Below are 25,302 nucleotides of genomic sequence, written 5' to 3' on the forward strand. Positions count from 1 at the left end.
GCGCATCAGGCACTTATGGCTTATCCCAGCTCACTCTCTGCCAGCGCTTTAAACACCATCGCTACGGCGTGCGCGCCGGGGTCCATATTTCCGAGCAGGCTTTCGCTGCTGAGATACGATGCGCGACCGGCATTGGCTTTGCTCGACAAACAGGTTCGTTCGGCTCCCGCTTGCGCGGCGTCGAATGCGGCCTGCAGATTTTGCGGCTGCGTGAGCAGCGAAGTCAGGGCCGGTTGCAGCGCATCAATCATGGTGCGATCGCCTTCGTCTGCGCCGCCGTAGAACTTCATCTGCGCCAGTCCCGTATTCAGGGATTCGGCAACGCTAGCTCCCTGTTCCAGTTTCTGCCCCGCAGCGGTAAAGAAAATAGACATCAGCACACCGCTGGAACCACCCATCACTACGGTCAGACGTTCGCCAATCAGCGCGAACAGCGTGGCAAGGTTATCCAGCGGTAACTGCTGGCGATGCAACAGACTGGCAATTTCACGCGCGCCAGCGGCAAAGGTCGAACCGGTATCGCCATCGCCGACTTTGGCGTCCAGCGCATTAAGATGAGTCTCCAGATCGGAAAGGGTTGTGGTGACTAGTTCCACAATCCCGGCCACCAGGGCGTTCGCCGAAGGCTGGAATTCCACGCGTGCGCTACGCTGAGATGATGGTACACAACTGATTTCACGCGGCGGGACCGGCGTCGGCCAGTTGCTGGTTTCCACCTCGGTGAGTAACGCTTTTTCGATGCTCTCTTCCAGCACGATGGCCGTCAGTGAAAAGCCTTTCATATCCAGCGCGGTGACCAGTGAGGCCGGGCCAATCAGCCAGTCGATACGCGGGTGCAGCGGGCTGCTGGCCAGTTCGCGGGTAATGATGGCCATTTCGGCAACGGAAACGCCGCCAAGATTGTTAATCATCACCGCCAGACGGCCGGTTTCAGGCAGGGCTGCCATCAGTTTATCCACCATCAGGTTCACCACCTGCGCACTGTTCTGGGTGTCGATAACCGATGCGCCTGGTTCGCCGTGAATGCCCATGCCCAGTTCCGCGTGGCCCGGATGATGACGCGGGGCGGCGTCGGCTTCTTGCGGCAGATGACAGCTGGAAAGCGCAACGCCCAGGCTGAAGGTGTTATTGGCCGCGTACTGCGCTTCACGCAGGACGGTGGCGAGGTTGTAGCCTCGTTCGGCAAAATAGCCTGCGATTTTATGCACCAGGATGGTTCCCGCAATGCCGCGTGGGTGTTTGTTATCAGGCAGGGAGATGTCGTCGCCAACAATCAGCATTTCAACGTTGTAACCAAGGCGACGGGCTTTCTCGGCGGCGAGACCGAAATTAAGACGGTCACCGGTGTAATTTTTCACGATCAATAAACAGCCCGCCTCACCGGTTACCGCCTGGATGGCGGTCAGTACCGCATCCACGCTCGGGGAAGCGAAAACGTCGCCGCAAACCGCAGCGGTTAGCATACCTTTACCGATAAACCCAACGTGCGCGGGTTCGTGCCCTGAACCACCGCCGGAAATTACCGCCACGTTATTTTTGTTGAGGTCACGACGGACCACGATGCGAATGGCCGGATCGCTTTCCAGACGCGCCAGGTTATTCCACGGGCTGGCGATAATCGTACCGTCGATGACGTCGCTCACGAGATGGGTGCGTTGATTAAAAAAGAATTGAGACATAACGGCTCCTTGAGGTTGAGTGTAAGACAAACCCCCGGAAGCATGGTCATGGTACGGAGGCGATAGAGAGATTCTGGCGAAGTCAGCGCGGAAAAAAACAACGTTAAAATGAGTTTCATTACGGAACGTTGTCATTATTTTTTGTTCCGTAATGAAACAGAAAAGAACGAAGAACGATCACAATGCGAGATCGCTCGACTTTTTTCTCTCGCGATGAATGCAGCTGATACGGCACTGTCAGCTTTTTTTTTGCCGGTTTTTTGGCAAGTGAGTAGGTAAAAAAGAAAGTGAGATTCGTCTGTGCCGGAGATTTGGTGGCAAATGAGCGGATCGGGATCGCAAACCTTATCATTTTTGTGGATAAACGTTCCAATATGGAACGTACTCCGTTTTTATCTGTTTCATATCAGAACAAAAAGACGAAAGATTTTTTTGTGCACGCCTCGCCATACAGTTATTGCATCGCTCCGGTACCTCCCGTTTTCGCCGTCTGCATCAGGCCAAACAGGTTAACGCCAGGGCTCACCATGTAAAAACATGTACTTATTTGAGGATGAAAGGAATGCTAAAAGTTATTCAATCTCCAGCCAAATATCTCCAGGGTCCTGACGCTTCCACCTTGTTTGGTCAATACGCTAAAAATCTGGCGGACAGCTTTTTTGTGATTGCGGATGACTTCGTGATGAAGCTGGCGGGAGAGAAAGTACTCAACGGCCTGCACAGCCACGACATTAGCTGCCATGCGGAACGCTTTAACGGTGAATGTAGCCATGTTGAAATTAATCGACTGATTGCCATTCTGAAACAGCACGGTTGTCGCGGCGTGGTTGGGATTGGCGGCGGGAAAACGCTGGATACCGCCAAAGCGATTGGTTACTACCAGAAGCTGCCGGTGGTGGTGATCCCGACTATCGCGTCTACCGATGCGCCAACCAGCGCGCTGTCCGTTATCTATACCGAAGCCGGTGAGTTTGAAGAGTATCTGATCTACCCGAAAAACCCGGATATGGTGGTGATGGACACTGCGATCATTGCCAAAGCGCCGGTACGTCTGCTGGTGGCCGGGATGGGCGATGCGCTCTCGACCTGGTTTGAAGCGAAAGCCTGTTATGACGCCAGAGCGACCAGCATGGCGGGCGGACAGTCCACCGTGGCGGCGCTGAGCCTGGCGCGCTTGTGCTATGATACCCTGCTGGCGGAAGGCGAGAAGGCACGCTTTGCTGCGCAGGCTGGCGTGGTGACCGATGCGCTGGAGCGTATTGTCGAAGCTAACACTTACCTCAGCGGCATCGGCTTTGAAAGCAGCGGTCTTGCAGGGGCGCATGCGATCCACAACGGCTTTACGATTCTGGAAGAGTGCCACCATTTGTACCACGGTGAAAAAGTCGCCTTTGGTACGCTGGCGCAACTGGTGCTGCAAAACAGCCCGATGGAAGAGATCGAAACCGTGCTGAATTTCTGTCAGAAAGTAGGCCTGCCGGTAACGTTAGCGGAAATGGGCGTGAAAGAAGACGTTGACGGCAAGATCATGGCCGTGGCGAAAGCGACCTGCGCAGAAGGTGAAACCATCCACAATATGCCGTTCCCGGTAACGCCTGAAAGAGTACATGCCGCTATCTTGACGGCAGATCTGCTGGGACAGCAGTGGTTGGCGCGTTAATCAGTCGTCGGTAGGTTGTTATCCGGCATCTTCTCCCCCTCTGACAGTTTCTGCCGGAGGGGTTGTCTATGGTTAAACAGCGGAAAGGGATATGACGGCGCACACGCATAGCATCGGGAAGGAAGTCTCTTCAGTCATTGCCCAGTCATGGCATCGTTGCAGCAAGTTTATGCAGCGGGAAACCTGGCAGGCGCCGCATCAGGCGCAGGGACTGACCTTTGAGTCGATTTGTCGTCGCAAGACGGCGTTGCTGACGATTGCTCAGGCTGCGCTGGAAGATGCCTGGGAGTTTATGGACGGCCGCCCGTGCGCGCTGCTGATTCTGGATGAATCAGCCTGTATTCTCAGCCGTTGCGGCGATCCGCAGACGGTAGAACAGCTGGCGGAGCTTGGGTTTCGTGACGGCAGCTACTGTGCAGAAAGCATCATTGGCAGTTGTGCCCTGTCGCTGGCGACGATGCCGGGCCAGCCGACAAAAACCTCTGGCGATCAGCATTTTAAACAGGCGCTACATCCGTGGTCGTTCTGCTCGACGCCGGTCTTCGATAACCATGGTCGACTGTTCGGCTCCATTTCGCTGTGTTGTCTGGTGGAGCATGAGTGCGTTTCTGATTTATCCCTGACGCTGGCGATTGCCAGAGAAGTCGGCAACTCTTTGCTGACCGACAGCCTGCTGGCTGAATCCAACCGCCATCTGAACCAGATGTACGGGCTGCTGGAGAGTATGGATGATGGTGTGATGGCCTGGAACGAACAGGGCGTATTGCAGTTCCTCAATGCGCGAGCGGCGCTGCTTTTGCATCTCGATGCGCAGGCCAGTCAGGGGAAAAACATTCACGATCTGCTCAATCTCCCCATGCTGCTGCGCCGGGCGATCAAACATGCCCGCGGTCTGAATCACGTCGAAGTTACCTTTGAAAGCCAGCATCAGTTTGTTGATGCCGTCATTACCCTGAAGCCGATTGTTGAGGAGCAGGGCAACAGCTTTATTCTGCTACTGCATCCGGTGGAACAAATGCGCCAGCTGATGACCAGCCAGCTCGGCAAGGTGAGCCACACCTTTGAGCAGATGTCGACTGACGATCCGGAAACCCGCCGCTTGATCCATTTTGGACGCCAGGCAGCGAGGGGGAGTTTCCCGATCCTGCTGTGCGGGGAAGAGGGTGTTGGCAAAGAACTGCTGAGTCAAGCCATCCACAATGAAAGCGAGCGCGCCAGCGGGCCGTATATCGCCGTGAACTGTCAGTTGTATGCCAACAGCGTACTGGGGCAGGATTTTATGGGCAGTGCGCCCACCGACGATGAAAATGGCCGGTTGAGCCGTCTTGAACTGGCGAACGGCGGCACGCTGTTTCTGGAAAAAATTGAATATCTGGCACCGGAGCTGCAATCCGCGCTGTTACAGGTGATCAAACAGGGGGTATTAACCCGCCTGGATGCCCGTCGGCTGATTCCGGTGGATGTCAAAGTGATCGCCACCACCACGGTTGATCTCGCCAATCTGGTGGAGCAAAACCGCTTTAGCCGTCAGCTGTATTATGCGCTGCACTCTTTTGAGATAGTGATCCCACCGCTGCGGGCGCGGCGCAGTAGTATTCCCTCGCTGATTTATACGCGGCTGAATAGCCTGAAAAAACGCTTTTCATACAGTTTGAAGATCGACGACGACGCGCTGGCGCAACTGGTGGCCTATTCGTGGCCGGGCAATGACTTTGAGCTGAACAGCATTATCGAAAACATTGCCATCAGCAGTGATAACGGCCATATTCGGCTGAGCAATCTACCGGATTATTTGTTTGCCGAACGTCCTGGTCTGGAGACGGCGTCTTCACTGCTGCCTGCTAGTCTGACGTTTACCGCTATCGAAAAAGAGGCGATTATCCATGCTGCCCGCGTCACCAGCGGGCGCGTGCAGGAGATGTCGCAACTGTTGAATATCGGTCGCACTACCTTGTGGCGCAAGATGAAGCAGTACGACATTGATGCCAGCCAGTTTAAGCGCAAGCATCTGGACTAGTTTCTTCAATTCTCGCCATCGAGAACAGCGCGTCTGACAGTCGGTTGATATAACGCCTGGGTTCATCGCGTAACGTTAGCGATCTGCTCATCGCGATGAGGATCCGCTCCAGTCGGCGCGTCAGGGTTCGCGCAACGTGTAGCTGTGCCGATGCGAGATTTTTCCCCGGAATAACAAACTCTTTGAGCGGGCCGCTTTGCGCCATATTACGGTCAATAAGTTGCTCCAGCGCCTGAGTATCCTCTTCACCAATACGCTGTTGTAAGCGAGCGAGTCCTTTCTCATCGCTGGCGAGTTCCGCACCCAGAACAAACAGCATTTTCTGTATGGCGTGCAGATCCTGGCGTAGCCCGGCCTGACGCGTGCTGGCATAGCAGACGCCAAGTTGGGAAATCAGTTCATCCACCGTACCATAGGCCTCAACGCGGATGTCGTCTTTGTCGATACGGCTGCCGCCAAACAGTGCGGTCGTGCCTTTATCGCCGGTTCGGGTGTAGATGCGGTACATTTATTTTATCTCGCTGAAGGGAAGCACTTTGACCAGTTGACCTGCATTAGCACCGAGGACGCGGAGCCGGGCTGCACCGGCGCGGATATGACCACGGATCAGCGCCCGATCCTCGGGCAACTGGGCGTGGGTTAAAGCAATATCACCCGTGGCGTTAAGACCCAGACCGACACGTAGCGTTGAGCTTTTGGCCGCAAGTTTGCTCAATGCTAGTGCGCAGTCATGTTCGTCGCAACAGATTGCCCGGCAAGGGACGCCTTGCTCTTCCAGTCCCCAGCACAGCTCATCAAGCACGCGAGTATCCTGCCAGCGTGAGTGATAAAACAGATGTACGCCCGGTGATGAAAGTGACATTGCGCCCCCTGTACTATCAGAATGCCTGACGGAAGATCTCGGCAATTTCTTTCTCGTTCCCTTTGCGCGGGTTAGAGAAGGCGTTGCCGTCCTTCAGCGCCATTTCCGCCATGTACGGGAAATCGGCTTCTTTGACACCCAGATCGCGCAGATGCTGCGGAATGCCGATGTCAGCAGAGAGACGAGCAATGGCGTGAATGGCCAGTTCGGCGGCATCCATGGTGGAAAGTCCGTCAGTGTTTTCGCCCATAAACTCTGCAATATCGGCAAATTTTTCCGGGTTAGCGATCAGGTTATAGCGCGCCACGTGCGGCAGCAGTACGGCATTCGCCACGCCGTGCGGCATGTCGTACAGACCGCCAAGCTGATGCGCCATCGCGTGAACGTAGCCGAGGTTGGCGTTGTTGAAAGCCATACCTGCCAGCAGGGAGGCGTAGGCCATGTTCTCGCGAGCTTTCAGGTTGCTGCCCAGCGCTACGGCCTGACGCAAGTTGCGTGCGATCAGGCGAATAGCCTGAATAGCGGCAGCGTCGGTGACCGGGTTGGCATCTTTGGAAATATAGGCTTCCACGGCGTGGGTCAGGGCGTCCATACCCGTCGCGGCGGTCAGCGGGGCGGGTTTGCCAAGCATCAGCAGCGGATCGTTAATGGAGACCGACGGCAGGTTACGCCAACTGACAATCACAAACTTCACTTTGGTTTTGGTATTGGTCAGCACGCAGTGGCGGGTGACTTCGCTGGCGGTACCGGCAGTGGTATTCACCGCAACGATCGGCGGCAGCGGGTTGGTCAGGGTTTCAATCCCGGCATAGCTGTAGAGATCGCCTTCGTGAGTTGCTGCGATACCGATGCCTTTACCGCAGTCATGCGGGCTACCGCCACCGACGGTAACGATGATATCGCAATGCTCTTTGCGAAAGACTTCCAGACCGTCACGCACGTTGGTGTCTTTGGGGTTAGGTTCAACGCCATCAAAAACCACCACGTCAATGCCAGCTTCACGTAAATGGGCGAGGGTTTTATCTACCGCGCCGTCTTTAATGGCCCGCAGACCTTTATCAGTAACCAGCAGCGCTTTTTTACCGCCTAACAGTTTGCAGCGTTCGCCGACAACGGAAATAGCATTGGGGCCAAAGAAGTTCACATTTGGCACCAGGTAATCAAACATACGATAGCTCATAATATACCTTCTTAGATTTAAATTATAATTCAGAGAAACAATTCAGTGCGGTTTCTGCTAATAATCTGTCTTGTTCAACGGTGCCGCCACTAACGCCAACGGCACCAATTAATTTACCGTTTAATATGACGGGTAAACCGCCGCCGAAAATAACGATGCGCTGTTGGTTGGTAAGCTGCAAACCATATAGCGAAGCACCGGGTTGTACCGCGTCCGTAATTTCATGGGTACCCTGGCGCAGGCAGCAGGCGGTATACGCTTTATTAAGAGAGATATCACAGCTGGTGACAAACGCATCGTCCATGCGTTGCATTAGCAGCGTATTCCCACCGCGATCTACCACGGAAAAGACCACCGGAACGCTGATCTCAAGCGCTTTAGCCTCAACGGCCTGCGCCATTTTTTTTGCAGCCGCCAGCGTAATGGTGGCAATTTGTTGGCTCTTATTCACAGTTTCTCCTGAAAATGTTGTAGGGCTGAGGTCACGAAACATATCGCGCAACAGCTTTTTTTATCATTGGCTTTACCTTATTTTCTCGCCGCACGTTATTAAGTCAATAGGGCGAAAATTTCAAAGATATTAAATTCACCTTCCCGGTTTTGCGTTTATTGATAATGATCATTTAACCTCGTCACAATTCACGATGGATATTCCTGAATTGCGTTTCAATATGAAACGATGCGTTTTTATTAGGTGCCAAATTGGAACGAAATTAATTTTATTTTTTTATTGTTCTGCTCATTTAGAGTTCGACCATTGCTGATGAAAGGCGAATGCCGGGTGTTGTGTCCCCGGCAATGCGGCCCGGCGTCCCTATTTTTTATCTTTTGAGTCAATAAATCATGAGAAGATCAAAACGATTCGAAGTGCTTGCGAAGCGGCCTGTAAATCAGGATGGGCTGATTGGCGAATGGCCTGAAGAGGGGCTGATCGCCATGGAAAGCCCCTACGATCCAGCGTCGTCGGTGAAGGTGGAAAATGGTCGTATTGTTGAGCTGGACGGTAAGAGCCGCGCCGAGTTCGACATGATTGACCGTTTCATTGCCGACTACGCCATTAACGTGGCTGAGGCCGAGCGCGCCATGCAGCTCGACGCGCTGGAGATCGCCAGAATGCTGGTGGATATCCACGTCAGTCGGGAAGAGATTATTGCCATTACCACCGCCATCACCCCGGCGAAAGCGGTGGAAGTGATGGCGAAAATGAACGTGGTGGAGATGATGATGGCGCTGCAAAAAATGCGTGCCAGACGCACGCCCTCCAACCAGTGCCACGTAACCAACCTGAAAGATAACCCGGTACAGATTGCCGCCGACGCTGCTGAAGCGGGGATCCGTGGCTTTTCCGAGCAAGAAACGACGGTCGGGATCGCCCGCTACGCGCCGTTTAACGCCCTGGCGCTGCTGGTGGGTTCCCAGTGCGGTCGTCCTGGTGTGCTGACGCAATGTTCCGTTGAAGAGGCCACGGAGCTGGAGCTGGGCATGCGTGGGCTAACCAGTTATGCCGAAACGGTGTCGGTGTATGGCACAGAATCGGTGTTTACCGACGGTGATGACACGCCGTGGTCCAAAGCGTTTCTCGCCTCGGCTTATGCGTCCCGCGGCCTGAAGATGCGCTACACCTCCGGCACTGGCTCGGAAGCGCTGATGGGCTATTCCGAAAGTAAATCGATGCTATATCTGGAGTCGCGCTGCATTTTTATCACTAAAGGCGCGGGCGTACAGGGGCTGCAAAACGGTGCGGTCAGCTGTATCGGCATGACCGGCGCTGTGCCTTCGGGGATCCGCGCGGTGCTGGCGGAAAACCTGATTGCCTCAATGCTCGACCTTGAAGTGGCCTCCGCCAATGATCAGACCTTTTCTCACTCCGATATTCGCCGTACTGCCCGCACCCTGATGCAGATGCTGCCGGGTACCGACTTTATTTTCTCTGGTTACAGCGCGGTACCCAACTACGACAACATGTTTGCCGGGTCGAATTTCGACGCTGAAGACTTCGATGATTACAACATCCTGCAACGCGATCTGATGGTTGACGGCGGTCTGCGTCCGGTGACTGAAGAAGAAACTATCGCTATACGCAATAAGGCTGCACGCGCCATTCAGGCGGTGTTCCACGAACTGAGCTTGCCGCTGATTAGCGATGAAGAAGTGGAAGCCGCTACTTATGCTCATGGCAGCAAAGATATGCCTGCGCGCAATGTAGTGGAGGATCTGGCGGCCGTGGAAGAGATGATGAAGCGCAATATCACCGGGCTGGATATCGTCGGCGCGTTGAGTTGCAGCGGTTTTGAAGATATCGCCAGCAATATCCTCAATATGCTGAGACAGCGTGTTACTGGTGATTACCTGCAAACGTCAGCCATTCTGGATCGCCAGTTCGACGTCGTCAGCGCCGTCAACGACATCAATGATTATCAGGGACCTGGTACCGGCTATCGCATCAGTGCCGAACGCTGGGCGGAAATTAAAAATATTGCGGGCGTGGTTCAGCCCAGCTCGATCGAATAAGGCGGAACACTGTGGAATGCACAACTGAACGTAAGCCGGTTTTCACCTTACAGGTGAGCGAAGGCGAGGCGGCTAACGCGGATGAACGCGTGGATGAAGTGGTGATTGGCGTCGGCCCGGCCTTTGGCAAGCACCAGCATAAAACCCTAATTGATATGCCGCACAACGCGATTCTGAAAGAGCTGGTGGCAGGGATTGAAGAAGAGGGATTGCATGCGCGGGTAGTGAGGATCCTGCGCACCTCGGATGTTTCTTTTATGGCATGGGATGCGGCAAACCTCAGCGGCTCAGGCATCGGGATTGGCATCCAGTCGAAAGGAACCACGGTGATTCATCAGCGCGATCTGCTGCCGCTAAGTAACCTGGAACTGTTTTCTCAGGCTCCGCTGCTGACGCTGGAAACCTATCGTCAGATTGGTAAAAATGCCGCGCGATATGCACGCAAAGAGTCGCCTTCGCCGGTGCCAGTGGTCAATGACCAGATGGTGCGCCCTAAATTTATGGCCAAGGCCGCGCTGTTTCACATCAAAGAAACCAAACACGTGGTGCAGGATGCTGCGCCTGTCACGTTGCATATTGCACTGGTAAGGGAATGACCATGAACGACAACATCATGACCGCGCAGGATTACCCATTAGCCACCCGCTGCCCGGAGAAAATCCGGACGCCTGGCGGCAAGCCGCTAACCGACATTACTCTTGAGAATGTGCTGGCGGGCCGCGTAGGACCGCAGGATGTGCGTATTTCTCAGCAAACGCTGGAGTACCAGGCGCAGATTGCTGAGCAGATGCAGCGTCATGCCGTGGCGCGCAATTTTCGTCGTGCGGCAGAGCTGATTGCGATTCCGGATGCCCGCATTCTGGAGATCTACAACGCGCTGCGGCCGTTTCGTTCTTCGTTCGCCGAGTTGCAGGCCATTGCCGATGAACTGGAACACACATGGCATGCCACGGTGAACGCTGGGTTTGTCCGCGAATCGGCAGAGGTATACCAGCAGAGAAATAAGCTGCGTAAAGGCAGCCAGTGACGGAGGCAGCATGCCGTTAATTGCAGGGATCGATATCGGCAACGCCACCACCGAAGTGGCGTTGGCGCAGGATGGCCGGTTTATCGGCAGCGGGATTGTCGCCACGACCGGTATGAAAGGCACGCGGGATAATATCGCCGGGGTAGTCGCGTCCCTGCAGCAGGCGCTGAATAACACGCCGTGGTCGCTGCAGGACGTAGCAAAAATTTGCATCAACGAGGCCGCACCGGTGATTGGCGATGTGGCGATGGAAACCATCACTGAAACCATCATTACCGAATCGACGATGATTGGTCATAACCCGCAAACGCCCGGTGGCGTTGGCGTGGGCATGGGAACCACCATCGCCGTGGAGAAGTTGGCGGCGTTGAGCGAGGATCGATTTGCCCAGGGCTGGATCCCGTTGGTCGGTGAGGAGATGGATTTCCTTGAGGCGGTTTGGTTTATCAATGAAGCGCTGGATCGCGGCGTCAATGTGGTGGCGGCCATCCTGAAAAAAGATGATGGGGTGCTGGTGAATAATCGCCTGCATCGGCCAATGCCGGTGGTTGATGAAGTCACTCTGCTGGAGAAGGTGCCGGAAGGTGTGCTGGCGGCGGTGGAAGTGGCGGCCCCGGGACAGGTGGTACGGGTGCTGTCGAACCCTTACGGCATTGCGACCTTCTTTGCCCTGACGCCCGAGGAAACGCAAACTATCGTCCCCATCGCCAGAGCGCTGATTGGCAACCGTTCCGCCGTGGTGCTGAAAACCCCGCAGGGCGATGTGCAATCAAGAGTGATCCCGGCGGGTAAGATCTTTATCCGTGGTGAAAAGCGTGGCGGTGAAGCCGACGTAGCGCAAGGCGCGCAGGCCATTATGCAGGCGATGAGCGCCTGCGCGCCCGTGCGCGATATTGCTGGGGAAGCTGGTACGCACGCAGGCGGCATGCTGGAGCGGGTGCGAAAGGTGATGGCCTCACTGACCGGTCATGACATGAACACGGTGCATATTCAGGATCTGTTGGCGGTCGATACATTTATTCCGCGTAAGGTGCAGGGCGGCATCGCCGGAGAGTGTTCAATGGAGAACGCCGTGGGCATTGCGGCGATGGTGAAAGCCGATCGCTTACAGATGCAGGCCATCGCGAGTGAGCTGAGCGCCCGGTTAAACACTCTGGTTGAGGTTGGTGGCGTGGAGGCCAACATGGCTGTAGCGGGGGCGTTAACAACGCCTGGATGCGCTGCGCCGCTGGCAATCCTCGATTTAGGCGCAGGATCTACCGATGCAGCCGTCATCAATAGCGATGGCGTAGTGAAAGCGGTACATCTGGCCGGGGCGGGGAATATGGTCAGCCTGTTGATTCAAACAGAGCTGGGCTTAAGCGATGCATTTCTGGCAGAGGAAATTAAAAAATACCCGCTGGCAAAAGTGGAGAGCCTGTTCAGCATTCGCCATGAGAACGGCGCGGTAGAGTTTTTCCGCGAACCGCTCAGCCCGTCGGTGTTTGCCAAAGTGGTGTATTTGAAAGAGGGCGAGCTGATCCCGGTAGATAACCAGACCTCGCTGGAAAAAATACGTCTGGTGCGCCGACAGGCCAAAGAGAAGGTTTTTGTGACCAACTGCCTGCGCGCGTTACGCCAGGTGTCACCCGGTGGATCTATTCGCGATATGACTTTTGTGGTGCTGGTAGGCGGTTCTTCGCTGGATTTCGAAATCCCACAGATGATCACCGATGCGCTGGCGCATTACGGCGTTGTCGCCGGGCAGGGCAATATTCGAGGTACCGAAGGGCCGCGTAATGCGGTGGCAACCGGACTGGTTTTAGCCGGAGATGCAAAATAATAGCGCAGAAAACAGTCGCGCAAGCGTTTAGCTGCGGGGTAAGTCAAATAAAGGCGATGTTCTCTTTGATATCCCGGCGGAGTTGGGTACATAGTATAAATGTGTCTCTCACGTGGTTAATTTTAAGGATAAGAGCATGCCAACAGCAATTGAGAAAGCATTGGATTTTATTGGTGGTATGAACACTTCGGCGTCAGTACCCCATTCAATGGACGAAAGTACCGCTAAGGGAATCTTAAAGTATTTGCATGACTTAGGTGTGCCAGCGAGTCCGGAAGCTGTAATGGCACGAGGTGAGCAGGAGGGATGGAATCCCGAGTTCACGAAAAAAGTGGCCGGATGGGCAGAAAAAGTCGCCTCCGGTAACCGCATCCTTATCAAGAACCCAGAGTATTTTTCAACCTATATGCAGGAGCAGCTCAAAGAGCTAGTGTGAGCTGACTATCGAATCAAACTCTAACGGACGTTTCCATCTCGGGATGGCGGCGTCCAAAGGAGGGCTAGTGACATGCTTGTTGCCAGGCAGGCGTTTCGCACCGCAAAAGCGAGGTAATCTAATAGCTTTTCTTTAACTCCTGCACATAGAGATATTATCAACTTCTCAGTAGTACCTGGATTATCCGTGGCGACTCACCTCACAAAGAAGACTCAATAATCAGAATTATATTGCGTCAACCTCATTATATTTACTGAAATATTCTTTTATTACTAAATTTTCCACAGATTATTGATAGTCATTAGCAAGTCCGTTGCTGAATAATATTTGCATTCGCAGCCCGAGCAGCAGCATCCAGCACACCTGTTATTTTCAATCCAAAGCCCACAATTTTCCTTCACTTCAGCGATAGTGGCCCATGTGTATCAATCAAATCTACAACTATTTTTCTCTCCTGAGTAAAAGACCATTCAAAAAATATTTGTCAATAAATTCTATAGTCTTGGTACAAATTGACATTTGTTTGAAAATCTTTGTGTTAAGTACGCTGTGAAATTAACGCAAAAATGTTCATTTACTGGGAGGTAATAATCCTATTTATAACAAAGAGTTTTCATGTTTGTATAAAAAACAACCTTTCAGACTTTTATAAAGATCCCGCAATATTCTTTATTCTATTAACATCACATTAACATTGTGGGTATGGTTAGGGTGTAAAGTATTTGTTATGCTCCAAGTCAATTAATAATATTCACTAGGGAAAATCCTATTTCACCATTTCTTGATAAATGAGCTCATTGTTGAGAAAGGAAATTTATTCCTTATTTGACAAATGGTTAAAAAACGAATCCTGGAGGAGAATCTACCCTATTAATAAGGAGGCTCATGTGCGGATTTTTGTACCCCTAAGGCACACAATATTTTATTTTTTATTTGCAGGTATGATCGTATGTGGTACTGCGAAAGCCTATAACGGTACACCGAACACAGCCCGAGTTGCGTCTGTGACGCTGAAGGAAAGTATTCTTTTTGCTTTTGACCGTGACCCATCAATAAGTCAGCAGGCCGCGCAAATGGGAATCGGCCAGGCGCAAATAGACGAAGCACGAAGTGGTTGGATGCCGCAAATATCACTTAATGGCAATACAGGGCATAGCCAGACGACAGACTCAAGCGGCTCACTAAAAAACTCAGCAGCATGGGGGCTAAGTCTGACGCAGCTTGTCTATGATTTTGGCAAAACGAACAGCGCAATCAGTCAGTCTGAAGCACAACGAGATAGTTACCGGTACCAGCTTATGGCTACATTGACTGGTGTCGCTGAGAAAACGGCTCTCAGCTACGTTGAAGTCAGACGCTATACCGAACTGACACAAGCAGCGAAAGAAAATATTACTGCGCTTAAAAATGTTCAGCATATGGCGCGATTGCGCGCAGAGGCTGGTTTGAGTTCTACGTCCGATGAGCTTCAGACGCAAGCGCGTGTCGCGGGAATGCAGGCAACGTTTGAACAATACAATGCAGCGCTGAGTAGCGCGCGGGCAAGACTGGCTGTTTTAAGCGGTATTGATGCAGAGCAGTTGCAACCCGTGCCTGAGGCATTAGTCGTTCGAGAGGATTCTCTTGATAATATTGATTATTCATTAATTCCATCTGTGCTCGCCGCAAGGACAATGGAAACGTCTGCTCAGTATGCCGTTGAAAAAGCAAAATCACAGCACTGGCCGACTCTAAGCCTTAAAGGTGGACGTACGCGTTATGAATCGGATAACCGAAGCTATTGGGACGATCAGATTCAGTTAAATATTGATGCCCCTATTTACCAGGGCGGTTCGGTTTCAGCGCGAGTTCACCAGGCTGAAGGCGCAAGAACAATGGCGATGTCGCAAGTCGATCAGGCTCGATTTGATGTACTACAAAAAGCGTCAGTTGCTATGGCGGACTGGTCTGGAGCACACGGTAGAATGAATGCCGGGAATATACAATTGCAGAGCGCTCTGCGTGCTCGCGAGGTTTATAAAAATGAATATACCCTTAGCAAAAGAAGTATTAATGACTTACTAAGCGTTGAACAAGGGAAGGTGCGAACAAGTTCCTGATATGAGATCATCATATTCATCCGGAGCGCATCCCAGAGGGACATCATGAGCCATCAACTCACCTTCGCCGATAGTGAATTCAGCACTAAGCGCCGTCAGACCCGAAAAGAGATTTTCCTCTCCCGCATGGAGCAGATTCTGCCATGGCAGAATATGACCGCTGTCATCGAGCCGTTTTATCCCAAGGCGGGCAATGGCCGACGGCCCTATCCGCTGGAGACCATGCTGCGTATTCACTGCATGCAGCATTGGTACAACCTGAGCGACGGTGCCATGGAAGATGCCCTGTACGAAATCGCCTCCATGCGCCTGTTTGCCCGATTATCCCTGGATAGCGCCCTGCCGGATCGCACCACCATCATGAATTTCCGCCACCTGCTCGAGCAGCATCAACTGGCCCGTCAATTGTTCAAGACCATCAATCGCTGGCTGGCCGAAGCAGGCGTCATGATGACCCAAGGTACTTTGGTGGATGCCACCATCATTGAGGCACCCAGCTCTACCAAGAACAAAGAGCAGCAACGCGATCCGGAGATGCATCAGACCAAGAAAGGCAATCAGTGGCACTTTGGCATGAAGGCCCACATTGGTGTCGATGCCAAGAGTGGCCTGACCCACAGCCTGGTCACCACCGCGGCCAACGAGCATGACCTCAATCAGCTGGGTAATCTGCTTCATGGAGAGGAGCAATTTGTCTCAGCCGATGCCGGCTACCAAGGAGCGCCACAGCGCGAGGAGCTGGCCGAGGTGGATGTGGACTGGCTGATCGCCGAGCGTCCCGGCAAGGTAAAAACCTTGAAGCAGCATCCGCGCAAGAACAAAACGGCCATCAACATCGAATACATGAAAGCCAGCATCCGTGCCAGGGTGGAGCACCCGTTTCGCATCATCAAGCGGCAGTTCGGCTTCGTGAAAGCCAGATACAAGGGGCTGCTGAAAAACGATAACCAACTGGCGATGTTATTCACCCTGGCCAACCTGTTTCGGGTGGACCAAATGATACGTCAGTGGGAGAGATCTCAGTAAAAACCGGAAATAACGCCAGAAATGGTGGAAAAAATAGCCTAAATAGGCTGATTCGATGTGTTTGCGGGAAAAAAATCGGCCCAGATCCGCGAAATTTTAATCAGCGAGTCAGCTTGGGAAGAAATGACCTGCTTATTCGCACCTTCCCTAATCTTGAACCAGGTGTGATATCCCGAATGCGTGAGTCCCTTAAAGCTAAGCTGGATGCTGATCGCATCCGTAAGAAGCGTGAAGGTAAGCGTATTTACCGTTGTCCATTATTTATTATGTGGGCTAAAGAATATTCCGAATCGGGTAAATGCCACTACCACATTTGTCTGCTGTTCAACAAAGACGCTTACTACCACCTTGGGGATTACGAACGAGAAGACAACCTGAGAGGGATGATTACAGGTGCATGGTACAGCGCTCTAGCGTTGCAACGGGATGATTGCCCTGACCTGGTGACATTCCCTGATAACTGTCGTTACGTACTAGATAACGAAGACCCTGACTTTGAGGATCATTACCAGGCACTGCTAACCCGGCTGGACTACCTGACCAAAGTTGAGTCTAAAGTGTTTGGTGAAGGGGATCGTAACTTCGGCTGTAGCCAAATCGATCTGTAAGTCGGCAATGGCCTTCTCAGTGAGAAGGCCATATTTGTATTGCCTCAACTAATTACTGAAATGCAGTTTCGTTACGCAATTTTCTATAGATTACTGATAGTCATCAGCAAGTCCGCTACTAAATAACGTTTCTGCATTTTCAGCATTAGCAACAGCATCCTGCACATCCTGCCGTTTCAAATCTAACACCCGTAATTTACCTTTTACTTCGGCGACGGATTCGATTCGCCTGTAAGCATCAGGATGGTGTTCGGCATATAGCGCCAGTCCTTTCAGTTTAGGCAAGGCATCAGCCAGATGCAGGCCATGTGGATCTACCAGGTCCACAATCATTTCGCCATCCTGTTCGGCAAAGAATAGGAAATCGGGACGAACAATCTTGTACTGTTCAGCTTCAACATAAGCGATTCCCAGTGACGACTGCCCTGTGTACTGTGGATTACGATACCAGAAAGCAAATCCTTCACGTTTGGTTTCGATCTCAAAAACCTTGGTTTCCCAATGGTTCAACAGAGCCGGATAGATCCCGTTTTCGTCACACAACAAATGGTGTTTCCAGACTGGAAGGTCAGCTTCCTTTTCACCTTCACGCACCCTGGTCATTTCAAACTTGTTCGCCGGCCTGACCAGATCCACATCCTGCGGTTCGGTACTCATTTCGACGATTTGACGATAGGCCTCTTTACGCTCATCTTTCAATGACTTGATTTGCGGTGTGTACTCGGCCAGCCACGCCTTCGCCAGTCTATCGGCCTCGCCATCGAAGTAATCCTGCACCTCCATCACCAGCCCCATGCCAGCAACGGTCACACGAGCTTCCATGATTGCTTCCAAATACTCCTCAGCATCCTCTTCTCGATCCGCGACCTTATCGGCCAGATATTCGACATAGGTACGTGAAACATCCGGGCTGAAAATTCGGGCTGCACGCCGGTAGGCGTCATAAATCACCGTTACGTCCGCCTCCTCCCAGAATTCGTTGAAGGTCATTGCTTTGTTCTTGAGGCTGGCAACCACAGCCTTACCATCTACGACGAGCACTGCATTGCGTTTGTTTTTGATTTTCTCGGCATTTTCTATCTGGAACTTGTCCAGAACAGCGTGCAAAGCAGCATGGGCTTTCCTGACTGCCCCATCAAGAATGCCGTCATCAACCAGTTCCTGTGCCAGCGCGGTCAGACGTCTGGCGGGTCTGGCTCCTTTCTGTGGTCGGGTTTGCGAAGGTAGCGCTTCAAATGCTTCCCATACGGCAGTTGAAGCAGCCGGGTTAGGTTTCATCTCCACAGGGTTAACCAGGATGCGTCCGCTTGGAGGAGAGGTATCATCGCCCTTAAACAAGGTATTGACGACATCTCTCACGGTATTGGTATTAAACTTGGGCAACAGGCATTCTACAGAGTTTAAACGCTCATTACCCGGAATACGCCTCGCCAATGGGGTACGCACCATACGCCCCAACAATTGCGTAATATGCGTCCTGTGGCTGGCTGCGCGGAAGGAAACCATCACTTCGGCACGTGGGCAATCCCAGCCAGTGCTGATGGCATCTTTAGCAATCAGTACTCGCATCCAGGTTGATTCCTGCACCCGCTGCGGTTCAATATAAGGCACCTGATGTTGGCCGAAACGTTGTGTGGTGTGTTCACCGAAGACATGAGCAACACTGTCAATGGACAATTCAGGATAACGGGAGAATAACGTATCCAGCCAACGCCCCACCTCATTCGGGTCAGGCGTATTAGGTACCTGGAATACCATTAGCGGCACTACTTCGCGCACGGTTTCCTGCTGTCTTGCGTACTCTGCCCAGGCATCGGTCGCTTCCCTGAGTTTGTCGGCAGCACGGCGTACCCACACGGTATCGAAGTCACCAGCTTCATCAGGCACACCCAGAATGATATCGTCCTTGATAAGTCCAGATTCCTGCACTTTAGCGGGGTCAACCACCACATTCGGCAGTTTGACATGATGACCAGCATTGGCAATGGCTTTGTCGAAACGTTCAACTGTGGCGGAAATACCCCACACTACTGGAATACCCTTCACTCCAGCCGAACCATTGATAAGCCGTTGTACAATAGTACTCTTAGCAGCTTCACTGGAAGCCGTTGACGAGCCCATCCCTCTGTGCGCTTCATCCAGCACTAAGTAAAGGGTCAGATCCGGGTCTTCGATGGTGTTCTGGATGGTATCCCACAGCGTATAAGCCTGTGCATCAGGGGCTGCTTCGAAAAGGCCGCCTTTATCATCGAACCCGCGCACCACGAGGCTTTTTTTGCCAAACTTCTGCGTGTTAAGGAAATAGATTTTTCCAGCCTGAAACTTACGCCGACTGAAGGGATGTTCAACTACCACCATATCGTTGTAGTTGATACGGTCACTCGCCTCCATCAGGCGAAAACGGGTTTGCTCATTCAGTGCTGGATCATCACTGAACCAGATCACCACCGCGCCGGGATCTGCATCGAAATTAAATTCGTCGTCACCATGAAACAATGCTTCAAATGCAGCAGCAGCCATGACGGTCTTACCCGCACCGGTTACAGCCGTTAAAGAGAAGGCGCTTTTGTCGCTCTCGTTGTGCCAGTAACGTCGAGCCTTCCTGAGATTCGCCAGAGCATCATGTACCGCATCGCGCTGATAGTCCTTGAGAGTAAATTTCATTCTGTCCATTCCCCACTGGTGAAGCTGAAATTGGTCAGGTACGACTCGTATAACCGCACTGGTTCAACATCTTTTGGCAAACGTTTTGTTACAGACTGGAAGTGACGGTCATCATCAGTAACGATGAAAGCCACGCACACGCCACTGGAGGTATCAATGGCTTCAATGAATGGGGTTGCTTGGTCTACATCTAGCAGTAGACCGTACGCATCGGTCACTTCCCATCCTTTAGTAGGTATTTTTTCAATACGTTCGCCGCGCGCACCCGCGCGTAGCCATAGCAACGGCGCAATGCGAACAAAGGCCAAGTTGTGGCTAACCGACTTCTCAGCTTCGTAGGTCAGAGTGAAAAACTCGGCATTTTCCTCAAAACCGTCAGACATTGGGAACTCGTCTGTAAACCTATAATTGACCTTAATCGGTTGTTCATTCGGCGTTTTGCCTGTGATAGCAGCTTGTACACGTGGTTTGGTGATATAATCACAGATCCCCCACTTTTCCCAATCAGGATCTCCAGGCCTTAAGCCCTGTTCGCGCAATTTTTTCTGTTCGTCGGCAGCGACTTCGTTGTTAGTGACGGAGATGCACTGGCGACGACCACCACCTCCGCCGCGACCGTGGCGGCGTCCGCACCCTGTTCGTGGTGATGTTCCTGGTGACAGCCTGCGTGGCGATGCTCTTCACTTTTGCAGCAGCCTGCATGGTGCTCACTGTGGCGGCTTTCGTGGTGATGTCCTTCACCCTTGCAGCAGCCTTCGTGTTGGTGCTCTGTATGTTTACAGCAACCTTCATGATGGTTTTGCATCATCGTCTCCTGATGTTATTTAGATATATCTAATTTATATCTAAAGTTTATCGACTTGCAAGTCTATAAAATAATTTTTGTTTAATTTAATGATTATTAATGGTTTTTATGGATTGCTGATAGCTGTTTAATCTCAAGCTGACTATATCAAAAAAGTGCTTGCAATCTTTTTGATTAGCAATCATTATCATTTAAAAATAAATTTAGATATATCGTATTATCTTCACGAAGGCGAAAAAATGACAAAAAACACCTCACGCTACCCACAGCGCGTGCGTAACGAACTACGTTTTCGCGAATTAACCGTGCTGCGCGTTGAGCGTATCGGCCAGGCGTTCCAGCGGATCGTGCTGGGGGGCGAGGCGCTGGATGGCTTTGTTTCACAAGGTTTTGACGACCACACCAAACTGTTTTTCCCGCAGGCGGGCAGCGTATTTACGCCGCCGGAAGTGACCGACGAAGGCATTAACTGGGGCGAGGGCGTGCGCCCGGCGACCCGCGACTACACGCCGCTGTACGATGCCGAACGCCACGAGCTGGCTTACGATTTTTATATCCACGATGGCGGTATTGCCAGCCGCTGGGCGCTGGAAGCCAACATCGGCGATAAGCTGGTGATCGGCGGGCCGCGCGGCTCGCTGGTGGTGCCGGAAGATTACGCCTGGCAGCTTTATGTCTGTGACGAGTCGGGCATGCCGGCGCTGCGCCGTCGCCTGCTGGGATTACGTCAGCTGCCGGTGACGCCGCAGGTGACGGCCATCGTCACCGTCGCGGATGCTTCGTATAAAGATTATCTGGCGGATCTCGACGGCTTTAATATCGAATGGGTGGTAGGCCACAACCCGGCGTTCGTCGCCGAGCGGCTGGCTCAGGTCAAGGTGCCGTCAGAAGATTATTTTATCTGGCTGACCGGAGAAGGCGGCGTGGTGAAATCGCTGCTGGCGCGCTTTGAGGAGCCGAGTATCGATCAGCAACTGGTGCGTTCGCAGGCGTACTGGCATAGCAAATAATCGGCAGTGTGGTAAACCCGGATGGCGGCGCGTTGCGCCTTCTCCGGGCTACCTTTCAATGGTGTTATGTCGCCCCGGTAAGCGCAGCGCCACCGGGTGAGGCTTAGCGTTCCGCCAGCGCCTTAAACACCATCGCCACCGCGTGGGCGCCGGGGTCCATATTGCCGAGCAGGCTCTCGCTATTGAGATAGGAGGCGCGTCCGGCGCCGGCTTTGCTCGACTGGCAGGTGCGATCCGCGCCGGCCTGCGCCGCGGCGAAAGCGGCCTGCAGATTATCCGGTTCGGCCAGCAGCGCCGCCAGCGCCGGCTGTAGAGCGTCAATCATCGTCCGGTCGCCCTCATCGGCGCCGCCGTAAAATTTCATCTGCCCCAGACCGGCGTTCAGCGCTTCCGCCATGCTGGCGCCTTGCTCCAGCTTCTGCCCGGCGGCGGTGAAGAAAATCGACATCAATACGCCGCTGGAGCCGCCCATCACCACCGTCAGGCGTTCGTCAATTAGCGCGAACAGCGTGGGTAAATCATTGAGCGGCAGTTGCTGGCGTTGCAATAGAGCGGCAATCTCACGCGCGCCAGCGGCGAAAGTGGAGCCGGTATCGCCGTCGCCCACTTTGGCGTCAAGCGCGTTGAGATGGGTTTCGAGGCCGGAGAGGGTGCTGGTCACCTGCGCCACGTAATCGCCCACCTGCGGGTTGGCCGATGGCGTAAAGGCGACGCGTGCGCTGGCGAGCGCGGACGGCATGATATTAACAGCCCGCGGCTGCACCGGCTTCTGCCAACTGGCGGTTTCGACATCCGACAGCAGCGCCTTTTCAATGCTCTCTTCCAGCACGATAGTGGTCAGCGAGAAGCCTTTCATATCCAGCGCCGTTACCAGCGAAGCCGGGCCAATCAACCAGTCAACGCGCGCATGGAGTGGGGTGTTGGCCAGCTCGCGGGTCAGAATCGCCATCTCGGCCACCGACACGCCGCCGAGATTATTGAGCATCACCGCCAGGCGGCCGGTTTCAGGTAGAGCGGCGGTCAGCTTCTCTACCATAATCTGCATGATTTCCGCGCTGTTATGGGTCGCGATCGTCGAGGCTCCCGGTTCGCCGTGGATGCCCATCCCCAGCTCGGCGTGGCCGGGCTGATGGCGCGGCGCGCTTTCCGCTTCCTGCGGCAGGTGACAGCTGGCCAGCGCCACCCCGATGCTGGCGGTATGGTTGGCGGCGTATTGCGCTTCACGCAGGACGGTGGCGAGGTTGAAGCCGCGCTCGGCGAAATAACCCGCCACCTTATGCACAAGAATAGTCCCGGCGATACCGCGCGGCTGTTTGTTATCCGGCAGCGAAATATCGTCGCCGACGATCAGCATCTCTACGTTATAGCCAAGACGGCGCGCTTTCTCCGCCGCGAGGCCGAAGTTAAGCCGATCGCCGGTGTAGTTTTTAACGATCAGCAGACAGCCCGCCTCGCCGGTCACCGCCTGAATCGCGGTGAGTACCGCATCGACGCTCGGCGAGGCGAACAGATCGCCGCAGACCGCGGCGGTCAGCATGCCTTTACCAATAAAGCCGACGTGCGCCGGTTCGTGTCCTGAACCGCCGCCGGAAATCACCGCCACGTTGTTTTTATTCAGATCGCGGCGTACCACTACACGGATCGCCGGGTCGCTCTCCAGGCGGGCGAGGTTGTTCCACGGGCTGGCAATAATGGTTCCCTCGATCACGTCGTTAACGAGGCTGGCGCGCTGGTTAAAAAAGAATTGAGACATAGTGGTTCCTGATCAGTAAGCGAAAACTCACCCTCCGGAGGCGGGCCCCCGGAGTGGTAACGGTCAAAGTGGATTTAGCGACGAATAAGACGTTGCAGACGCATATCGAGCGTGATGGCTTCGCCAGGCTGAATATCATTCAGCGCTTCGCCCTGCTGGCATAGCCAGGCGATCCCCGCCGCGCGGGCGATAATCGCGCCGTGGGCCTGTTCGCTGCCGTCGCGCAGGCACAGGCCGGTGACCTTGCTGGCATCCAGTTGGAGTACAGTCGAGGGATAAATATTGTCGGCGATAATAATCGTCGGCTCACTGGCGAATGGCAGCGTCTCCTTAATACCCTGCAGATGGCGCAGCGTGCGCTGCAGAATATCGTCGACATCGATATAACGGGCCTGCAGATAGGCGTCATCCAGCTGACGATACTGCTGGCTGAGCTCCATCAGCACTTGATGCCACGCCCATTCCGCCGAGCACTGTTCGGTGAGCAGGCGATCGTTGGCGGCATCAAACAGATCTTCATCGTCGAGCAAGGTGTGATGACCGGCGAAGATCGCCGCGATATCGGCGTTAAATTTGTGTTCCGCCAGCTCGGTGAGCGCATTGAGATCGGCCAGCGTCTGGTCGATCGCCTGGCGCAGGCGCTGCTGCTCGCGGGCGATGTCGGCGGCGGCGGGGAGCGCCGGTTGGATCGGCGCCTGCGGATAAAGCATCGCGGCGCCTTCAACACGCGCAGGTATGGCGGATTCCGCTGTCGGCTGCGCCTCCGGCGACTCGCCGAAGTTATCGGCGGCCAGCGCCTGAAACGCCGCCAGCGCCGCATCGGCGTCCGGACCGCGGGCCAGCAGGCGCAGCTTATCGTGGCGGCGCACCTGTAGCAGAGCGATTTGATTCAGACTGTCCGGGGTGACGCATTTGCCGTTTTTCTCCAGCACCAGGTCGGCGTTAAAACCCGCCAGCGCGGCGACCAGCTTTGATGCCGGACGCACGTGCAGGCCGTTGTGATTGTTAATAATGACTGAAACCGATTTAGCATCGCCGTCGTCAGCAAGCGTTGGGGCGGCGGCGTCAGGCGTGTGCGAAGGTAAACCCAGCTGAACCCGCTTGGCTTCCAGGGCGTTCATGGCATCGGCGATAACTTTGTCGATCCCGGCGCCGGAGGCGGCGCTGACGGTGGCCGCCAGCGTCCCTTCGACCAGCGGCGCGGCGCACAGCCGCACCTTTGCCGCCATCGCCGGATCGAGCAGATCGAGGGCGGTTTCGGCGCTGAGCAGGGCGCTGCCGATATCCATCATCACCAGAACATGGTCGGTATCGGCGACGGATTCGATCGCCTCCATGACTTTAATCGGATCGGTGCCGATCGGGCTGTCGGGATCGTCGATCCCGGCGGCGATCGCCAGCTTACAGCCATCGTTCATTAACATCTGCCGGGCCAGTTCTCCGACACCTTCGCCCAGCCGGGCGCTATGAGAAACAATAACCAGGTTTACCATCGCGATTTCCTTACTCTTTGGCGGCGGCAGCCAGCATCTGAACCATAAACAGCACCGAGGTCGCGCCGGGATCCTGATGCCCGATGCTGCGCTCGCCGAGATAGCTGGCGCGGCCTTTACGCGCCTGCATGGTGATGGTGGCGTGGGCGGCGCGCTCGGCCACTTCGCAGGCGGCATCCAGCGCGGCAGGGATAGACAGATGTTGCTCGCTGGAATGACGCAGGGATTCCACCACCGGCAGCCAGACGTCGCACATCGTCTTATCGCCCGGCTCCGCTTTACCACGGTTGACGACGCCGTCCGCGCCTTCGCGGATCATCTGATAAAGCTCGTCGAGGGTCAGGCTCTGATGCGCCTGGGTGACCTGGGCGGCGCGGATAAAGAAGGTGCCGAACAGCGGGCCGCTGGCGCCGCCGACGTTGGAAAGCAGCGTCATCCCGGTATTCTTGAGAATAAAACCGATGTCTTTATCGGCGATCGACGGCAGCTTTTCGACCACTTTGCTGAAGCCGCGATGCATATTGAGGCCGTGGTCGGCGTCGCCGATCTCTTTATCAAGGCCGGTGAGAAAATCGCTCTGTTTGGTGAAAATGTCGCCACAGCGGTACAGCCAGTCGACGATTTGCGTTCTGTTCAGTGACATGTCGTGC

Annotated in this window: 21 protein-coding genes and 1 pseudogene; 11 read left to right on the forward strand and 11 right to left on the reverse strand. The window is 54.0% G+C overall.

All coding sequences use genetic code 11. The annotated features are described in order from the left end of the window. Nucleotides 1-20 precede the first annotated feature (20 nt). Nucleotides 21-1,679: a glycerone kinase gene (locus SK33_RS03010; RefSeq protein WP_032950267.1), complete on the reverse strand. Its 1,659-nt coding sequence runs from the start codon at nucleotides 1,677-1,679 to the stop codon at nucleotides 21-23. A gap of 562 nt (nucleotides 1,680-2,241) precedes the next feature. Here SK33_RS03010 and SK33_RS03015 point away from each other — a divergent pair. Together SK33_RS03015 and dhaR are read left to right on the forward strand one after the other, a co-directional pair. Next, entirely contained in the window at nucleotides 2,242-3,339 is a 1,098-nt protein-coding gene (locus SK33_RS03015; RefSeq protein ID WP_048218676.1) for a glycerol dehydrogenase, read from the forward strand. Between the two features lie 91 nt (nucleotides 3,340-3,430). Beyond that, entirely contained in the window at nucleotides 3,431-5,356 is a 1,926-nt protein-coding gene (gene dhaR, locus SK33_RS03020) for a dihydroxyacetone kinase operon transcriptional regulator DhaR (RefSeq protein ID WP_048218674.1), read from the forward strand. Here the strand turns inward: dhaR and SK33_RS03025 are convergent. The 4 genes from SK33_RS03025 to SK33_RS03040 are packed head-to-tail and all read right to left on the reverse strand — an operon-like array spanning nucleotide 5,334 to nucleotide 7,849. Beyond that, nucleotides 5,334-5,864 carry a cob(I)yrinic acid a,c-diamide adenosyltransferase gene (locus tag SK33_RS03025; protein WP_003846235.1) on the reverse strand — a complete coding sequence of 177 codons (531 nt, stop codon included), beginning with the start codon at nucleotides 5,862-5,864 and terminating at the stop codon, nucleotides 5,334-5,336. The genes dhaR and SK33_RS03025 overlap by 23 nt on opposite strands. Then, on the reverse strand, nucleotides 5,865-6,218 hold the full coding sequence (locus tag SK33_RS03030) for a glycerol dehydratase reactivase beta/small subunit family protein (RefSeq protein ID WP_032950260.1): 354 nt from the start codon (nucleotides 6,216-6,218) through the stop codon (nucleotides 5,865-5,867). Between the two features lie 16 nt (nucleotides 6,219-6,234). Beyond that, a complete protein-coding gene (gene dhaT, locus SK33_RS03035; protein WP_003024734.1) occupies nucleotides 6,235-7,398 on the reverse strand; it encodes a 1,3-propanediol dehydrogenase in 1,164 nt (387 codons plus the stop codon). Between the two features lie 22 nt (nucleotides 7,399-7,420). Next, nucleotides 7,421-7,849, reverse strand: coding sequence for a GlcG/HbpS family heme-binding protein (locus SK33_RS03040; protein WP_003024730.1), 429 nt, complete (start codon nucleotides 7,847-7,849; stop codon nucleotides 7,421-7,423). A 392-nt stretch (nucleotides 7,850-8,241) separates the two neighbouring features. On the opposite strand from SK33_RS03040, the gene SK33_RS03045 reads away from it, so the two are divergent. The 8 genes from SK33_RS03045 (at nucleotide 8,242) to SK33_RS03080 (ending at nucleotide 16,927) form a co-directional block, all read left to right on the forward strand. After that, nucleotides 8,242-9,909 (forward strand): propanediol/glycerol family dehydratase large subunit, encoded by a 1,668-nt coding sequence (locus SK33_RS03045; protein WP_048218673.1) that lies wholly within the window; start codon nucleotides 8,242-8,244, stop codon nucleotides 9,907-9,909. A gap of 11 nt (nucleotides 9,910-9,920) precedes the next feature. After that, nucleotides 9,921-10,505 carry a propanediol/glycerol family dehydratase medium subunit gene (locus tag SK33_RS03050; protein ID WP_003024724.1) on the forward strand — a complete coding sequence of 195 codons (585 nt, stop codon included), beginning with the start codon at nucleotides 9,921-9,923 and terminating at the stop codon, nucleotides 10,503-10,505. A 2-nt stretch (nucleotides 10,506-10,507) separates the two neighbouring features. Beyond that, nucleotides 10,508-10,936 carry a diol dehydratase small subunit gene (locus SK33_RS03055; RefSeq protein ID WP_007372193.1) on the forward strand — a complete coding sequence of 143 codons (429 nt, stop codon included), beginning with the start codon at nucleotides 10,508-10,510 and terminating at the stop codon, nucleotides 10,934-10,936. Nucleotides 10,937-10,946: 10 nt separating this feature from the next. Next, a complete protein-coding gene (locus SK33_RS03060) occupies nucleotides 10,947-12,758 on the forward strand; it encodes a diol dehydratase reactivase subunit alpha (RefSeq protein WP_048218672.1) in 1,812 nt (603 codons plus the stop codon). Nucleotides 12,759-12,870: 112 nt separating this feature from the next. Further along, a complete protein-coding gene (locus tag SK33_RS03065; RefSeq protein WP_071524484.1) occupies nucleotides 12,871-13,194 on the forward strand; it encodes a DUF1889 family protein in 324 nt (107 codons plus the stop codon). Nucleotides 13,195-14,135: 941 nt separating this feature from the next. Then, nucleotides 14,136-15,293 (forward strand): TolC family outer membrane protein, encoded by a 1,158-nt coding sequence (locus tag SK33_RS03070; RefSeq protein ID WP_082138496.1) that lies wholly within the window; start codon nucleotides 14,136-14,138, stop codon nucleotides 15,291-15,293. A 45-nt stretch (nucleotides 15,294-15,338) separates the two neighbouring features. Continuing rightward, on the forward strand, nucleotides 15,339-16,319 hold the full coding sequence (locus tag SK33_RS03075; protein WP_000019445.1) for an IS5-like element ISKpn26 family transposase: 981 nt from the start codon (nucleotides 15,339-15,341) through the stop codon (nucleotides 16,317-16,319). A gap of 74 nt (nucleotides 16,320-16,393) precedes the next feature. Continuing rightward, a complete protein-coding gene (locus SK33_RS03080) occupies nucleotides 16,394-16,927 on the forward strand; it encodes an inovirus Gp2 family protein (RefSeq protein WP_373886939.1) in 534 nt (177 codons plus the stop codon). A 90-nt stretch (nucleotides 16,928-17,017) separates the two neighbouring features. On the opposite strand, the gene SK33_RS03085 is transcribed toward SK33_RS03080, so the two are convergent. The 3 genes and pseudogenes from SK33_RS03085 to SK33_RS26360 all read right to left on the reverse strand — a co-directional run. Then, nucleotides 17,018-19,591, reverse strand: a complete 2,574-nt coding sequence (locus SK33_RS03085) for a DEAD/DEAH box helicase (protein WP_048218670.1) — start codon at nucleotides 19,589-19,591, stop codon at nucleotides 17,018-17,020. Continuing rightward, nucleotides 19,588-20,130: a hypothetical protein gene (locus SK33_RS03090; protein WP_226988882.1), complete on the reverse strand. Its 543-nt coding sequence runs from the start codon at nucleotides 20,128-20,130 to the stop codon at nucleotides 19,588-19,590. The genes SK33_RS03085 and SK33_RS03090 overlap by 4 nt, the downstream gene beginning before the upstream one ends. A 48-nt stretch (nucleotides 20,131-20,178) precedes the next feature. Next, nucleotides 20,179-20,396 (reverse strand): annotated as a pseudogene (locus SK33_RS26360) (PadR family transcriptional regulator); the annotation flags it as partial. 239 nt (nucleotides 20,397-20,635) lie between these two features. On the opposite strand from SK33_RS26360, the gene SK33_RS03100 reads away from it, so the two are divergent. Further along, nucleotides 20,636-21,406, forward strand: a complete 771-nt coding sequence (locus tag SK33_RS03100; protein ID WP_007372176.1) for a siderophore-interacting protein — start codon at nucleotides 20,636-20,638, stop codon at nucleotides 21,404-21,406. Nucleotides 21,407-21,509: 103 nt separating this feature from the next. On the opposite strand, the gene SK33_RS03105 is transcribed toward SK33_RS03100, so the two are convergent. From SK33_RS03105 to dhaL, 3 genes are all read right to left on the reverse strand, one after another. Beyond that, nucleotides 21,510-23,159, reverse strand: a complete 1,650-nt coding sequence (locus tag SK33_RS03105; protein WP_048218668.1) for a glycerone kinase — start codon at nucleotides 23,157-23,159, stop codon at nucleotides 21,510-21,512. Nucleotides 23,160-23,233: 74 nt separating this feature from the next. After that, nucleotides 23,234-24,652 (reverse strand): dihydroxyacetone kinase phosphoryl donor subunit DhaM, encoded by a 1,419-nt coding sequence (dhaM, locus tag SK33_RS03110; RefSeq protein WP_048218667.1) that lies wholly within the window; start codon nucleotides 24,650-24,652, stop codon nucleotides 23,234-23,236. 10 nt (nucleotides 24,653-24,662) lie between these two features. Then, complete coding sequence (gene dhaL / locus SK33_RS03115) at nucleotides 24,663-25,295, reverse strand: dihydroxyacetone kinase subunit DhaL (protein WP_007372179.1); 633 nt, start codon at nucleotides 25,293-25,295, stop codon at nucleotides 24,663-24,665. Between the last annotated feature and the right edge of the window lie 7 nt (nucleotides 25,296-25,302).

Origin of the sequence: Citrobacter sp. MGH103 (assembly GCF_001034475.2) — a bacterium.
GTDB lineage: Bacteria > Pseudomonadota > Gammaproteobacteria > Enterobacterales > Enterobacteriaceae > Citrobacter > Citrobacter freundii.

Excerpts from the sequence above, each read along its gene's own strand:
- SK33_RS03070 (WP_082138496.1), top strand. The coding sequence starts at position 14,136 with ATGATCGTATGTGGTACTGCGAAAGCCTATAACGGTACACCGAACACA.
- SK33_RS03015 (WP_048218676.1), top strand. The coding sequence starts at position 2,242 with ATGCTAAAAGTTATTCAATCTCCAGCCAAATATCTCCAGGGTCCTGAC.
- SK33_RS03085 (WP_048218670.1), bottom strand. The coding sequence starts at position 19,591 with ATGAAATTTACTCTCAAGGACTATCAGCGCGATGCGGTACATGATGCT.
- SK33_RS03105 (WP_048218668.1), bottom strand. The coding sequence starts at position 23,159 with ATGTCTCAATTCTTTTTTAACCAGCGCGCCAGCCTCGTTAACGACGTG.
- SK33_RS03025 (WP_003846235.1), bottom strand. The coding sequence starts at position 5,864 with ATGTACCGCATCTACACCCGAACCGGCGATAAAGGCACGACCGCACTG.
- dhaM (WP_048218667.1), bottom strand. The coding sequence starts at position 24,652 with ATGGTAAACCTGGTTATTGTTTCTCATAGCGCCCGGCTGGGCGAAGGT.
- SK33_RS03075 (WP_000019445.1), top strand. The coding sequence starts at position 15,339 with ATGAGCCATCAACTCACCTTCGCCGATAGTGAATTCAGCACTAAGCGC.
- SK33_RS03045 (WP_048218673.1), top strand. The coding sequence starts at position 8,242 with ATGAGAAGATCAAAACGATTCGAAGTGCTTGCGAAGCGGCCTGTAAAT.
- dhaR (WP_048218674.1), top strand. The coding sequence starts at position 3,431 with ATGACGGCGCACACGCATAGCATCGGGAAGGAAGTCTCTTCAGTCATT.
- dhaL (WP_007372179.1), bottom strand. The coding sequence starts at position 25,295 with ATGTCACTGAACAGAACGCAAATCGTCGACTGGCTGTACCGCTGTGGC.
- SK33_RS03030 (WP_032950260.1), bottom strand. The coding sequence starts at position 6,218 with ATGTCACTTTCATCACCGGGCGTACATCTGTTTTATCACTCACGCTGG.
- SK33_RS03055 (WP_007372193.1), top strand. The coding sequence starts at position 10,508 with ATGAACGACAACATCATGACCGCGCAGGATTACCCATTAGCCACCCGC.
- dhaT (WP_003024734.1), bottom strand. The coding sequence starts at position 7,398 with ATGAGCTATCGTATGTTTGATTACCTGGTGCCAAATGTGAACTTCTTT.
- SK33_RS03010 (WP_032950267.1), bottom strand. The coding sequence starts at position 1,679 with ATGTCTCAATTCTTTTTTAATCAACGCACCCATCTCGTGAGCGACGTC.
- SK33_RS03100 (WP_007372176.1), top strand. The coding sequence starts at position 20,636 with ATGACAAAAAACACCTCACGCTACCCACAGCGCGTGCGTAACGAACTA.
- SK33_RS03060 (WP_048218672.1), top strand. The coding sequence starts at position 10,947 with ATGCCGTTAATTGCAGGGATCGATATCGGCAACGCCACCACCGAAGTG.